This window comes from Roseivivax halotolerans (assembly GCF_900115815.1).
Lineage (GTDB): Bacteria > Pseudomonadota > Alphaproteobacteria > Rhodobacterales > Rhodobacteraceae > Roseivivax > Roseivivax halotolerans.
The window spans coordinates 348595-362547 of record NZ_FOXV01000003.1 but is presented as its reverse complement, the minus strand read 5'-3'; the positions used below and the strand labels follow the sequence as shown (position 1 = coordinate 362547).

The 13953-nt window shown below is 63.9% G+C and carries 14 protein-coding genes; 12 read left to right on the top strand and 2 right to left on the bottom strand.

The features are described from left to right. Position 1 precedes the first annotated feature (1 nt). Complete coding sequence (locus BM171_RS06745; protein ID WP_093010059.1) at positions 2–274, bottom strand: hypothetical protein; 273 nt, start codon at positions 272–274, stop codon at positions 2–4. 236 nt (positions 275–510) lie between these two features. On the opposite strand from BM171_RS06745, the gene BM171_RS06740 reads away from it, so the two are divergent. Together BM171_RS06740 and putP are read left to right on the top strand one after the other, a co-directional pair. Further along, on the top strand, positions 511–924 hold the full coding sequence (locus BM171_RS06740) for a universal stress protein (protein WP_093010058.1): 414 nt from the start codon (positions 511–513) through the stop codon (positions 922–924). A gap of 291 nt (positions 925–1215) precedes the next feature. Continuing rightward, positions 1216–2685: a sodium/proline symporter PutP gene (gene putP / locus BM171_RS06735; protein WP_093010125.1), complete on the top strand. Its 1470-nt coding sequence runs from the start codon at positions 1216–1218 to the stop codon at positions 2683–2685. A gap of 63 nt (positions 2686–2748) precedes the next feature. Here the strand turns inward: putP and BM171_RS06730 are convergent, their stop codons facing one another. After that, the gene (locus tag BM171_RS06730) at positions 2749–3696 is read right to left on the bottom strand and encodes a LysR family transcriptional regulator (protein WP_093010057.1); all 948 of its coding nucleotides are present in this window, start codon (positions 3694–3696) and stop codon (positions 2749–2751) included. A gap of 140 nt (positions 3697–3836) precedes the next feature. On the opposite strand from BM171_RS06730, the gene BM171_RS06725 reads away from it, so the two are divergent. The 10 genes from BM171_RS06725 to BM171_RS06680 are packed head-to-tail and all read left to right on the top strand — an operon-like array spanning position 3837 to position 13934. Further along, the gene (locus BM171_RS06725; RefSeq protein WP_093010056.1) at positions 3837–4802 is read left to right on the top strand and encodes a VOC family protein; all 966 of its coding nucleotides are present in this window, start codon (positions 3837–3839) and stop codon (positions 4800–4802) included. A 4-nt stretch (positions 4803–4806) separates the two neighbouring features. Beyond that, positions 4807–5451: an alpha/beta hydrolase gene (locus BM171_RS06720; RefSeq protein ID WP_175497503.1), complete on the top strand. Its 645-nt coding sequence runs from the start codon at positions 4807–4809 to the stop codon at positions 5449–5451. Next, entirely contained in the window at positions 5448–6503 is a 1056-nt protein-coding gene (locus tag BM171_RS06715) for a maleylacetate reductase (protein WP_093010054.1), read from the top strand. Before BM171_RS06720 ends, BM171_RS06715 begins: the two co-directional genes overlap by 4 nt. 31 nt (positions 6504–6534) lie before the next feature. Continuing rightward, on the top strand, positions 6535–7815 hold the full coding sequence (locus tag BM171_RS06710; RefSeq protein WP_093010053.1) for an ABC transporter substrate-binding protein: 1281 nt from the start codon (positions 6535–6537) through the stop codon (positions 7813–7815). Positions 7816–7873: 58 nt separating this feature from the next. Continuing rightward, positions 7874–8596, top strand: a complete 723-nt coding sequence (locus BM171_RS06705; protein WP_093010052.1) for an ABC transporter ATP-binding protein — start codon at positions 7874–7876, stop codon at positions 8594–8596. Continuing rightward, positions 8596–9303 carry an ABC transporter ATP-binding protein gene (locus BM171_RS06700; protein ID WP_093010051.1) on the top strand — a complete coding sequence of 236 codons (708 nt, stop codon included), beginning with the start codon at positions 8596–8598 and terminating at the stop codon, positions 9301–9303. The genes BM171_RS06705 and BM171_RS06700 overlap by 1 nt, the downstream gene beginning before the upstream one ends. Beyond that, positions 9300–10163, top strand: coding sequence for a branched-chain amino acid ABC transporter permease (locus tag BM171_RS06695; protein WP_093010050.1), 864 nt, complete (start codon positions 9300–9302; stop codon positions 10161–10163). Before BM171_RS06700 ends, BM171_RS06695 begins: the two co-directional genes overlap by 4 nt. Then, positions 10163–11209, top strand: coding sequence for a branched-chain amino acid ABC transporter permease (locus tag BM171_RS06690; RefSeq protein ID WP_093010049.1), 1047 nt, complete (start codon positions 10163–10165; stop codon positions 11207–11209). Before BM171_RS06695 ends, BM171_RS06690 begins: the two co-directional genes overlap by 1 nt. Positions 11210–11257: 48 nt before the next feature. Further along, positions 11258–13042 carry an FAD-dependent oxidoreductase gene (locus BM171_RS06685; protein WP_093010048.1) on the top strand — a complete coding sequence of 595 codons (1785 nt, stop codon included), beginning with the start codon at positions 11258–11260 and terminating at the stop codon, positions 13040–13042. 10 nt (positions 13043–13052) lie between these two features. Beyond that, on the top strand, positions 13053–13934 hold the full coding sequence (locus BM171_RS06680) for an intradiol ring-cleavage dioxygenase (protein ID WP_093010047.1): 882 nt from the start codon (positions 13053–13055) through the stop codon (positions 13932–13934). Positions 13935–13953 lie beyond the last annotated feature (19 nt).

Below are 13953 nucleotides of genomic sequence, written 5' to 3'. Positions count from 1 at the left end.
GTCAGGACCGCTCGGGCGTGGCGTCCGTCTCGTCGTCCTCCGAGGTTTTCACATCCGGGTCGTTGTAGGCGCTTGGGTCAAATTCATCGGGATCATAAGCGTCTTCGTGATCCGCAATGCCGGTGACGTGGCTCGTTCCCGTCTCTTCGTCGAACATCAGGCCGTAGGTTGCGCGTCCTTCGGTCTTGTAACGGCGGTATTCGTGATAACCGGCATAGATGAAGATAAGAATGAAGGGTGTCACGATGATCAGTGCGATGAGTTGCGGTGCCATAAGAGCGCTCCTTTCCTTCATATGACGAGCTAAGCCTGTAGGTTGGCGTTTCAAAATCAAAGGCGATGAAAGGATCCGTGATCGAGGCTTGCGATAGCCAGCGGGTTTCGTTGAGTGAACAGCAATGCAAAAATCTGGATTTGACGCCCTCAAAGGGAAATTGGCGGCTTGCGCGACGCCTCCGGCATCTTCACGGTCCGGTCAGACATATCGATTTGCACGAAAGGGAACGTGTCATGGCCCGTGAGACCAAGCTCATCCTTTGTCCGGTGAACCTCAGGCACGCGGCCGTGGATTTCGCTGCCTATGACGAGGCCGTTGAAATGGCCCGCCGCCGCGGGGCGAAGCTCATCGTGACGACGATCGCCCCGGAGATGGAGCGAAATCTGAACATCCGGGATTCCGAAGCCTTCTGGAAGCAGGAATTGCAGAAATTCATCCGCAGCCATCCCGCGGAAGGGATCGAGGTCGAGCTCGTCGTCAGGAAAGGCTCGACCCACCGCCAGATCGTGAAGCTCGCAGACGAGCGCAAGGTCGACATAATCGTCATGGAATCGGCGAACCCCAAGGTGAAGGATTACCTGCTCGGAACCACCGCGAGCCATGTTGTGGCCCATGCGGACTGCTCGGTTCTCGTTGTCCGAACCTGATCGCGCCGGGTGCCGGGACGCGACTTCGACGCCGTTGGTAGGTGCCTCGATGATGGCTCGGAAGGCTCATCGCGCGCGCATAGCGGCTTTTGCGTCAGGCGCGTGAAAATCGCGAGCTGGCCGCTGCGTCATCTCGTCCTAGGTTTCAATGAGACACCGGTTGACGAATTCCGTTCGAGAAAGAGCGCTGCAGGGAGATTTCTTGATCGCCATTGAAACTCAGACATGCTCGGCCTTGCGGCAGGCGAATGGTGCCATGTCGATAAAACCAACACGGATTGGAGGGCCTTTATGTCTTTAGGAGTTCTCATCAGCCTGGCGGCTTATTTCATCCTGATGCTCGGGATAGGGATTTACGCCTATCGAAATGCCACTTCGAGTTCCGAGGAATACATTCTCGGCGGACGCAATCTTCCCCCGGCCGTCGCCGCGCTGTCCGCGGGCGCGTCGGATATGTCCGGTTGGCTATTGCTCGGGCTTCCGGGGGCGCTTTATGCCTCTGGTCTCGTGGAAGCCTGGATCGGGATCGGCCTTTTCATCGGGGCACTGGTCAATTGGATCGTCGTTGCGCCGCGCTTGCGCGAGCAGACAGAACGATATGACAACGCGCTGACGATCCCGGCCTTTCTGGCCAATCGCTTCCCCTCGCAAGGCGGCACGCTGCGCATGGTCTCGGCGGTCATCATCGTGGTCTTCTTCGCAGTCTACACCGCCTCGGGTCTCGTCGCAGGCGGGAAACTCTTCCAGAGCGCATTCGACGGCAGCTACCAGTTCGGGGTCTGGCTGACCCTCGGCGTCGTTCTGGCCTACACTGTCGTCGGCGGGTTCCTCGCCGTATCGCTCACCGATTTCTGCCAGGGTCTCATCATGATGCTGGCGCTGATCATCATGCCCGCGATCGTGCTTTATGCTGGTGAAGGCGGCGGTTTCGGTCAGGCGCAGGAGACCCTGTCGGGCGTCGAAGGCTTCAGTCTCAACCTCTGGACCGCCGACATGACCTTCATCGGGTTCATCTCACTTCTCGCCTGGGGCCTCGGTTATTTCGGACAGCCGCATATCATCGTGCGCTTCATGGCCGTGAAAAGCGTCGCGGCGGTTTCGACCGCGCGCAATATCGGCATGGCCTGGATGGGCATCGCGCTTATTGGCGCGGTGGGCGTCGGCATCTTCGGCCGGGCCTATGTCGAGCGGAACGGCGTCGAGATCGGGGACAGCGAGACGATCTTCATCTATCTCGCGGAGAACCTCTTTCCGGGTCTGATCACCGGCTTCCTCCTGGCGGCGCTTCTGGCGGCGATCATGTCGACGGTGTCGAGCCAGCTTCTCGTCTCGTCCTCCTCGCTGGCGGAGGATTTCTACAAGCTCGTCCTGAACAAGAACGCCTCCGAGACCACGCTGGTAACGGTCGGACGTATCGCGGTCGTCGCGGTCGGCATCGTCGCCGCACTGATCGCAGGTGATCCCGAGAGCCAGGTTCTCGGTCTTGTCGCCAACGCCTGGGCGGGGTTCGGCGCGGCGTTCGGACCGCTCGTCATCTTGTCGCTCACCTGGCCCCGTATGAACGGCGCCGGGGCCGTGTCGGGTCTCGTTGTGGGCGCCGTGACCGTCGGGCTCTGGATCTTCACGCCGCTCAAGGCCGCGACCGGGCTTTACGAGATGATCCCCGGCTTCGCGCTGTCCTGGCTCGCAATCTACGTGGTCAGCCTTGCCACCGAGGATAAGGGCGAGTTCCGCGCAGCGGAGGCATCGCCGGCCGAATGAGCCGGTTCGGCAGGGGCCGGAGTGCCGGCCCCTGCGACCCCGGTCTTGGTATCGCGCTTGCGCTCAGGGCCCCCAGACGACCGAGGTCTGGTGGCGTTCGATCGCAGCCCGCAACGCGTCGAACTCCTTGAGAATATGCGCCACAAGATGCTCGGCCGCCGGTTGCTGCGCCTCGCGGGCGCGCAGGATGCCGAGGGATCGTGGCGGCTGCGGGATATCGAGCGGCAAAACCGTGACCTTGCGATCCTTGCGGTGCGCGAACGTCACCGAATGGGGCAGGATCGTCAGCGCGTCCGTCTCTTCAAGATAGTTCAGCACCGACAGAAGCGACCCGCCGGAATAGCGGATGGAAATCTCCTGCAGGCCGAGGTTCAGGAGCACCGTGTGCAAATCGGCCATGAGCGGCGAGCCGGGCAGGGGAGCGACCCAGGGAAAGTCCGCAACGTCGGTGCGGTTCAGCTTCTTGCGCCGCAGAAGCGGATGCCCCTGACGGCAGGCGATCACGTTGCGCGCCTTGAGGATCGGGGTGAAGCGGAACTCCGGCTTGGGCTTTATCGCGCCAAGCGGACAGATCGCCAGATCGAGCCGCTTGGAGGCGATGCCGTTCTCGAGATCCTGAAGGTTGCCATACCCCTGCTCCACGAGGATGTCCGGCTCGATCCGCTGGAAGCCGCCGATCATGCCGCTGATGAAGGCGTCCATGAAGAAGGGAACGCCCGCGATCCGCACCTTGCCTGAAGATCCCGACCGAAAGCTCGACATGGTCTCCGCCGCCTCGCGCGCCGCCTCGAGGATGACGCGGCCGTGACGACCCAGCTCCGCGCCGATCACCGTCGGGCGCAATGGTCGCCTGCCGGGTTGAAAAAGCGGCTCGCCCACCCGTTTTTCGAGCGCCGACAAGGTGCGTGAGACGGCCGGTTGCGACAGTCCCAATTGCTCCGCGGCAGCGGTGACGCCACCGTATTCGATCACGGCGGCCAGATGGACCAGGTGCTTTTCCTCGAACTTCATGAGGAATTGTTATGCTGCCGATATGAAATTGCATAGCCCTGCCGTGCAGGCGGCGTATCGTTCCATCCGTGGAGACACCTGTCCGCGCCGCTTTCCGAGCGCCGCAGCCGTGTCAGACCGAAGATCAGGGAGGAGGGCCCATGGCGCAGATCAAGGGGTATCATCATTTGACCATGAGCACCGACGGGGCTCAGGAAGACTTCGATTTCTTCACCAAGACGCTGGGGCTCCATTCCGTAAAGCGCACGGTGCTCTTCGACGGAACGATCCCCGTCTACCATCTCTACTACGGATCGAAGAACGGCGACGAATCGACGATCATCACGACCTTCCCGTTCCGCAAGCCGGGCGTTTATGGACGGCGCGGAACGAACCAATCCAAGATCGTGCAGCAATCGATACCCGTAGGTGCGTCGGATTACTGGGTGAACCGTCTCGGCGAGCACGGCATCGAGGCCACGAAAAGCAACCGCTTCGGTATCGACCGGGTCGATTTCCGCCATCCTTGCGGCATCGAGATGCAGCTCGTGGAGAATCCGGGCGATCCGCGACCGTCCATCGTCAGCGAAGAGGCGGGCGTCACTGCTGAGCATGGCATCAAGGGCATCTATGGCGGCGTCGTCGCGGTGATGGACAAGACCGCGATGGACGAGTTCCTGACCATCGCACTTCCCCTCAAGAAGATGGCTGACGACGATCATGGCATGGCCTACGAGGTGCCGAACGCCAATGGTCCGACCAGTGTCGTCGAAGTCATGGAGATCCGCGACGAAGCGCAGGGCTCCTGGACGCTCTCGGGCGGGACGATTCACCACTTCGCGCTAAATACCGGCGATGAAGAAAACCAGATGAACCTGCGCGCCCATATCGAGGGGCTCGGCTTCACCGATATCTCGGAGCAGAAGGACCGGATGTATTTCAAGTCCTGCTACGTCCGGAGTCCCGGCGGCGCGCTGTTCGAACTGGCATGGACGGTTCCCGAAGGCTGGGCGCGGGACGAGCCTGCCGACGCGATCGGCCAAACGCTGGTGTTCCCGCCCTGGTTCGAGGACCGAAAGGCGGAGCTCATCGAGGGGCTCGAGCCCGCCAGCTTCCAGGACGCCTGAACTCTTGTCCGACTTGGTCACACAAGGCGCAGGTCCCGCGGCGGCGAAAGCCGTCGCGTTGGTGCTGCACGGGCGCGGGCAAGCGCCGGACTACATGCTCGATAACCTCGTCCGCCGTCTGTCCGTGGAGGGCGTGCGCTACGTGCTGCCCGCATCAAAGGGCGAGGGCTGGTATGACGCCAAGGCCGTCGAGACGCTGACCGAGGATACTGAAACGCAGCTTCGCGCGGCGCTAAAGGTTGTCGCCGATGCCGAGGCTGCGGCCCGCGCGGACTGCCCGGATTGTCCGGTTGTGCTGATCGGTTTCTCGCAAGGGGCGTGCCTCGTCATCGAACATCTGATGCGTGGCGGCCTCGCGGATGCGGCCGCGATGTTGACCGGATGCCGCGTCGGTGCGGCAAGTGAAGATCTGCCCCGCGCGGAGCTGCCCGGCCTGCCGATCTATTGCAGCAATGGTGACGAGGATCCTTGGATTCCGGCCTGGGCTTTCCAGGATGCCGTCTCCGATCTCGTGGCGTGCGGTGCGCGCGTGCGGAGCGACGTGCTGCCCGGCCGGGATCACGAGATATCGGCGCTGGAAGCGTCAGTCGTCGATGCGCTCCTCTCGGATGTCGTGCGCGGCACCACCGTCTTTGGAGGAGCGCAATGACCCCGTTCGTCTTTCCCGGCATCTCGACGCGCGTCGTCTTCGGAGAGGGCACCTTGGCGCAGACCGGGGATGAGCTCCGCCGGCTCGGCGCCTCGCACGCCTTGGTGCTTACCACGCCCGAACAGGACGCGGCGGGAGAGACACTCGCCAAGCAGCTCGGAGATCTCGCCGCGGGCACCTTTGCCGAGGCTGCGATGCACACGCCGGTCGAGGTGACCGCCCGCGCGCTCGACGCCTATGACGCGGCCGGTGCGGATTGCGTCGTCGCGCTGGGCGGCGGCTCGACCATCGGGCTCGGCAAGGCCATCGCCACGCGCAGGGGATGCGACCAGGTTGCGATCCCGACCACCTATGCCGGCTCCGAGATGACCGATATTCTGGGCGAGACCGAGAACGGCGAGAAGACCACTCGCCGCGATCCGTCGATCCGGCCCGAGACGGTGATCTACGATGTCGCTCTGACGCTCGATCTGCCGGTCGATATGTCGGTCAAATCCGCGCTGAACGCGGCGGCCCACGCGGTCGAGGCGATCTATGCGCCCGACGCGAATCCCGTGACGACGCTGATGTCGCTGGATGCGCTTCGCGCGATCAAGGCCGCGTTGCCGGACCTGCGGAAGAGCCCTCGCGATGCCCAGATCCGCGCCCGGCTCCTTTACGGCGCATGGCTGTGTTCCACCGCGCTCGGCTATGTCGCGATGTCGCTGCATCACAAGCTGGCGCATGTGGTGGGCGGCTCTTTCGACATGCCGCACGCCAATACCCACGCGATCCTTTTGCCGCATACGGCGCACTTCAACGAGACCGGCACGGCCGCTCTCGATCCGGTCGCCGAGATCTTCGGCGGTTCTGTCGGCGGCGGGCTCTGGGATCTGGCGGAGGCGTCGGGTGCGCCGTTGCGGCTGGCCGATCTCGGCCTGTCCGAAGCCGATCTCGACCGCGCATCCGAGATCGCGTTGAAAAACGAGTACGAAAATCCCCGTCCCTTCGATCAGAAGGATATACGGGATCTGCTGCAAGCGGCTTGGGAGGGCCGGCGGCCAGACGCATGATGACGCTCACACCGAGGGAGGAGAGACCACGATGCTGACCAGAAGACGCCTTTTGAAATCCGCTGCCGCGACCGGCCTTGTCACCAGTGCGGGAGCGCTCGCCGCGCCTGCGCTCGCACAGGGCGCGCGCGTCCGCATCGGCTATGTGAGCCCGCAGACGGGCCCGCTTGCCGGGTTTGCCGAAGCCGATGCCTTCACGATCGACGCCTTCAACCGCATCGCCGCGGATCAGGGGCTCGATGTCGAGGTGATCGTCAAGGACAGCCAGTCGAACCCGAACCGTGCCGCCGACGTGGCGCAGGAGCTGATCATCGACGACGAGATCCACCTGATGCTGGTGGCCTCCACGCCCGAGACGACGAACCCAGTCTCGACCGTGGCTGAAAGCGAAGGCATTCCGACCATTTCGACCATGGCGCCGTGGCAGCCCTGGTTCATCGGGCAGCAAGGCAATCCGGGTGATCCGTCGGGCTGGCGGCCCTTCGACTACACGTTCCACTATTTCTGGGGGTTGGAAGACGTCATCGCCGTGTTCACCAACATGTGGAACCAGCTCGAGACCAACAAGGTTGTCGGCGGGCTCTTTCCGAATGATGCCGACGGCAATGCTTGGGGCGATCCCAATGTCGGTGTCGCGCCCGGGTTCGCCGAGGCCGGATACGAGACGATCGACCCGGGGCGCTACCAGAACCTGACCGACGATTTCTCGGCGCAGATCAACGCGTTCAAACAGGCCAATGCAGAGATCGTGACTGGCGTCGTGATTCCGCCCGACTTCACCACCTTCCGCAACCAGGCGAGCCAGCAGGGCTTCACCCCGAAGGCGATCACGGTGGCGAAGGCGATCCTCTTCCCGCAATCGGTCGAGACCCTCGGCGAGGCGGGGCACAACCTCTCGTCCGAGGTCTGGTGGTCGGCGAACCATCCCTTCACCTCCTCGTTGACGGGGCAGGGCTGCGCCGAGCTCGCGCAAGCCTTCACCGATGCGACGGGCCGGCCCTGGACGCAGCCTATCGGCTTCATCCACTCGCTTTTCGAAACGGCCGCCGACGTCATCCAGCGGGCCGGAGACCCCACCGATCTCGATCAGCTCACCGACGCCATCGCATCGACCGATCTCGACACGATCGTCGGGCGGGTGGCCTGGAACGGCGAGGGCGTGCCGGATTTCGCCGCGCAGAACGTCTGCAAGACACCGCTCGTCGGTGGGCAATGGCGGCGCAACGAGGATGGTACGTTCGATCTCGTCACGGTCGACAACACCACCGCGCCCGACATCCCGACCCAGGGCGAGATGCAGCCCCTTTCGTAAGGCACTGGCCTGCCCGGATACCCGTCCGGGCGGGCACCCTCCGAGATATGCGGTTTCCATGACGCCCATCCTGTCGTTGCAGAATGTTACGAAGAGCTTCGGTGCCCTGACGGTCGCCGATGGCGTGTCGTTCGACGTGCCGAAAGGGCAGGCGCTCGGCATCATCGGACCGAACGGTGCGGGCAAGTCGACCCTGTTCAACCTGATCACGGGCAACCTGTCGCCGAATGCAGGGCGGATCGAGTATGACGGGCGCGACGTGACGAAGGCACCGCCGATGCAGCGCTGCCTTTCGGGGATCGGACGGTCTTTCCAGATCCCGCAACCGTTCGACCGGATGACCGTCTTCGAGAACCTTCTGGTCTCGGCCACGCATGGCCGCGGCTTGCCGGAGCGAGCCGTCACCGACGATTGCGCCGAGGTGCTGGAACGGACCGAGCTTATCGAGGTTGCGAACCGTCCGGCGGGCGGGCTCACGCTCCTGCAGCGCAAGCGGCTCGAGATGGCGCGCGCGATGGCGACCCGGCCCAAGCTGCTCCTGCTCGACGAGATCGCCGGAGGGCTGACCGAGGCCGAATGCGTGGCGTTGGTCGAGACGATCAAGGCCATCCATGCCGAAGGCGTCACGATCATCTGGATCGAGCACGTGCTTCATGCGCTCAACAGCGTGGTCGAGCGGCTACTGGTTCTCGATTTCGGCAAGGTGATCGGGATCGGCGCACCGGACGCGATCATGGCTTCCAAGGAGGTGCGCGAAATCTATCTGGGGATCGAGGTCTGATGGCGCTTCTGGAGACCAAAGGGCTGACGGCTTTTTACGGCGACTTCCAGGCGCTGTTCGGTGTCGACGTGTCGCTCTCCGAGGGCGAAACCGTCGCCGTGATCGGCGCGAACGGCGCGGGCAAGACGACCCTGATGCGCTCCATCTCGGGCGTGATCGCGCAGGCGCCCGGCATGGTCCGGTTCGAGGGCCGGGAGATCGGCGCGACGGCGGCCGATGACATCATGGCGGCCGGAATCGCGATGGTCCCCGAGGGCCGCAAGCTTTTCCCTTCGCTCAGCGTCGAGGAGAACCTCCTGATGGGCTGCCACCGTCGCAAGGTGAACGGGCCCTGGACGCTGCAAAGCGTCTACGAGTTGTTCCCCATCCTGAAGGAACGCCGGGATCGGCCCGGAACGGCACTCTCGGGCGGGCAGCAGCAGATGGTATCGATCGGCCGGGCGCTGATGTCCAATCCGCGCGTTCTGTTGTGCGACGAGATCAGCCTCGGCCTCGCCCCGGTGGTCATCAAGGACATTTATGCCGCGTTTCCGCAGATCCGCGCGACCGGGGCCAGCATCGTGGTCGTGGAGCAGGATATCGGGCAGGCCATGAAGGTCGCCGACCGCGTCTATTGCATGATGGAGGGCCGGGTCACGTTGTCCGGAGCGCCCGCCGATCTCAGCCGCGAAGAGATCCACGACGCCTATTTCGGGACTGCCGCATGATCTGGATCGATACCATCCTGCAGGGCATCCTGCTCGGCGGCCTCTACGCGCTCTTTGCGCTCGGGCTGAGCCTCGTTTTCGGGATCATGCGCCTGGTGAACCTCGCACACGGCGATCTCATCGTCTTCGCGGCATACCTGATCCTCGTTCTCGTGACGCTGCTGGGGCTCGGGCCGTTCCTCGCGGCGGCCATCGCCGCGCCGATCATGTTCGCGCTCGGCTTCGCGTTGCAGCGGCTGGTGCTGAACCGTGTGCTTGGCACCGATATCCTGCCGCCGCTTCTCGTCACGTTCGGCCTCTCCGTTCTCTTGCAGAACGCGTTGCAGGAGGGCTTTTCCGCGGATAGCCGCCGCATTCCCGCTGGCTGGCTCGAGACCGCATCGGTGCCGCTTGGGCCGATCTCGCTTGGCGTCATGCCGCTCATGACCTTCGCCTCGGCGATCCTGGTGACGCTGGCGCTGCAATGGCTGTTCTACCGCACATCGCTTGGCCGGGCCTTCCGGGCGACCTCGGACGATCCGGTCACGGCAAGCCTCATGGGCGTGAAGCCGGCCTCCGTCTTCGCCAAGGCCACGGGCATCGCGATGATCGTGGTGACGATCGCCGCGCTTTATCTTGGCACGCGGGCAAATTTCGACCCGACCACGGGCCCTGCGCGTCTGATCTACGCCTTCGAGGCGGTCATTATCGGGGGGCTCGGCTCACTCTGGGGCACGCTGGCGGGTGGCATCATCATCGGCGTGGCGCAGACCGTGGGCGCGCAGATCAATCCAGAATGGCAGATCCTCGCAGGCCATATCGCCTTCCTCGTCGTCTTGCTGATCCGGCCACGCGGCCTCTTTCCGAGGGCGTTCGACTGATGGCGGCGGGCAAGTATACGGTCGTGACGCGCACCGCCGCGTCGCAAGCCGCGGCTCTGGCGGCGCTGGCGCTGCTGGTGATCGCCGTGGCGCTTCCTGCCTTCGCCTCGCGCTCTCTCATCCAGGACATGTTCTTCATCCTGACGATGCTGACGCTGGCGCAGTTCTGGAACCTCCTCGCAGGATATGGCGGGCTTGTCAGCGTGGGGCAGCAGGCTTTCGTGGGCCTTGGGGCCTATATGCTCTTCGGCGGAGCGATCCTGTGGGGGGTGAACCCGGTGGCGGGGCTGCTGCTGTCGGGGGTCTTCGCTCTGCTCCTCGCCATCCCGATGGCGTTCTTCGCCTTCCGCCTTCAAGGGGCCTATTTCGCCATCGGCACCTGGGTGGTGGCCGAGGTCGTGCGGCTCAGCGTCGCGCAGTGGAAGGCGGTCGGTGGCGGCACCGGGACGTCCCTGCCACGCGATGCGCGCGATGCCATGTGGGGAGTGGAGTGGATCGAGATGATCTTCGACACCCGCGCGTCCGCTGCGCGCGACATCCTCGCCTATTGGCTGGCGCTGGCACTTGCGGTCGCGACGATCGGCGGGATCTATCTTTTTCTGCGAACCAAGCGCGGCCTCGCGCTCGCCGCGCTCCGCGACAACGTGGAGGCTGCGCGATCGGTTGGTGTCGACAGCGCGCGCATGAAATGGCTGGTCTTCCTTGTTGCGGCCTTCGGCACTGGCATCGCCGGCGGGCTCATCTTCATGCAGAACGGGCGGATCAGCCCCGACAGCGCGTTCTCGATCATCGACTGGACTGCCTTCGTCATCTTCATCGTGGTGATCGGGGGAATCGGCACGATCGAGGGACCGATCGTGGGCGTCCTGGTCTTCTTTGCCCTGCAAACGCTGCTGGCCGATTTCGGGGCGTGGTATCTGATGGTGCTGGGAGGGGTCGGCATCGCCGTGATGCTGTTCTCGCCGGGCGGCCTCTGGGGCCTTGTCTCGGGACGCACGGGCATCGAGCTCTTTCCGATCCGGAGGCGTCTCAACCGCAGGGACTGAGACCGACAATTTGCAAGACGCCGCACGCGGCGAAGGGAGGAAGCAGACATGGCCGAGATTGAAACCGATGTCCTGATCGTCGGAACCGGACCCGCCGGCAGCGCGACCGCCGCGCTTTTGTCGAGCTACGGGGTCGAGAACGTTGCGATCAACCGCTACCGCTGGCTCGCCAACACGCCGCGCGCCCATATCACCAACCAGCGCACGATGGAGGTGCTGCGCGATCTCGGCCGCGAGGTGGAGGACGAAGCCTATATGCACGCCACCGAAGGCGATCTCATGGGCAACAACGTCTTCTGTGAGAGCCTTGCAGGAGAAGAGCTGGGCCGGATGCTGTCCTGGGGCAATTCGCCCGAGAGCCGGGCCGAACATCTGCGCTCCTCGCCGTGCCACATGAACGATCTGCCGCAAACCTTCATGGAACCCTTGCTGTTCAAGACCGCCTGTTCGCGCGGCACGCAGGCGCGGCTGCAGACGGAATATCTGAGCCACTCGGAAGACGAGGCCGGAGTCACGACCCGCTGCCGCGACAGGCTCACGGGCCGCGAGTTCGACATCCGCTCGAAATACCTTGTCGGTGCGGATGGCGGCAATTCGGGCGTCGCCGAGACCGCTGGCCTGCCCTTCGAGGGGCAGATGGGTATCGGCGGATCGATGAACATCCTGTTCCGCGCGGATCTCTCGCGCTTTGTCGCGCACCGCCCGTCCGTTCTTTACTGGGTGATGCAGCCCGGCGCGAATGTCGGCGGGATCGGCATGGGCCTCGTGCGGATGGTTCGGCCCTGGAACGAATGGCTTATCGTCTGGGGCTATGACATCAACGAGCCAGCCCCGGAAGTGGACGAGGCGATGGCGACCGAGGTGGCGCGTCAGCTCGTCGGCGATCCCGAGCTCGAGATCGAGCTTCTCTCCGCCAATACCTGGACGGTGAACAACATGTACGCAACGCACATGCAGACGGATCGCGTCTTCATCATGGGCGATGCGGCGCACCGGCATCCGCCGTCAAACGGGCTCGGCTCAAACACGTCGATCCAGGACGGCTACAATCTTGCCTGGAAGCTCGCGCATGTGCTGACGGGCAAGGCCGGTCCGGGGCTGCTGACCAGCTATTCCGAAGAACGCGCGCCGGTGGCAAAGCAGATCGTGACCCGCGCCAACCAGTCGATCGGCGAATTCGGCGCGATTTTCGAAGCGCTGGGCCTGACCGAAAGCACCGATCCCGACGTGATGCAGGCCAATATGGACAAGCGCGTCGAGACCAGCGCGGCGGCCGAAGCGCAGCGCGAAGCCCTCCGCAAGGCCATCGAGTTCAAGAAATACGAATTCGATTGCCACGGTGTCGAGATGAACCAGCGCTACGACAGCGGCGCGGTGGTCCGGGACGGACAGCCCGATCCGGGGTTCGCGCGTGATTCCGAGTTGCATTACCAGCCGACGACCTGGCCCGGCGCGCGCCTGCCGCATGCCTGGCTCTATCGCGCGGATGGCAGCCGTGTCTCGACGCTCGATCTTTGCGGCAAGGGGCGCTGGGCGATCTTCACCGGCATCGGCGGCGAGGTCTGGGCCGATGCGGCGCGCAACGTCGCCGCAGAGACGGGACTCGCAATCGACGTGCATGTGATCGGCCCCCGCCGCGAGATCGAGGATCATCTCGGAGATTGGGCGCGGCTGCGCGAGACGTCCGACACGGGGGCGGTGATGACCCGGCCCGACCAGCACGTCTGCTTCCGAGCCGCTCAGATGGCCGAAGATCCCGAAGGAGAGCTGCGCCGCGTCTTCTCCGCGATCCTGCAACCCGAAAGCGCCGCCGCGCGTCAGGCCGCCGAATAGGAAGAATGCTATGACCGATCCAGTCGAACAGGGCTATTTCACCGAGGAAAGCTCGGCCGATGTCGTCGTCTCGCGCAATGCGACCGCCGAGGACGCGCGTCTCAAGGAGGTGATGGAGACGATCGTCCGGCATCTGCATGCGGCCGTCAAAGAGGTCGAACCCACGCAGGATGAGTGGATGAAGGCGATCCTGTTCCTCACCGACACGGGACAGATGTGCAACGAATGGCGTCAGGAATTCATCCTTTTGTCCGACGTCCTCGGAGTGTCGATGCTCGTGGACGCGATCAACAACCGCAAACCTTCGGGTGCGTCCGAGTCGACCGTTCTCGGGCCGTTCCATGTTGCCGATGCGCCCGAACGCGCGCTCGGCGACGATATCTGCCTCGACCAAAAGGGCGACCCGATGCTGGTCAAGGGCCGCATCCTCGACATCGACGGGCATCCGATCGCAGGGGCGAAGATCGACGTCTGGCAGGCCAATGACGAAGGCTTCTACGATGTCCAGCAGAAGGGATTGCAGCCCGATTTCAACCTGCGCGGCGTCTTCCGCTCCAACGAGAAGGGCGAATACTGGTTCAGGGGGGTGAAGCCGAAATTCTACCCGATCCCGGATGACGGACCGGTGGGCAAAATGCTGGGCGCGCTGGGACGGCACCCGTTCCGGCCAGCGCACCTGCATTACATCATCGAGGCCGAGGGGTACGAGACGCTGGTCACCCACATCTTCGACCCGGATGACCCCTATATCCACTCGGACGCGGTCTTCGGTGTGAAGGAAAGCCTTATGGCCGAATTCATTTGGGTAGAAGATGCGGCCAAGCTAAGTGCCGCCGGTCAGGATGCGCCGTATTTCGAGGTCGAGCACGACTTCGTGCTGGCGCGGGGCTAGGGGCAGACTCGGCCAGGGC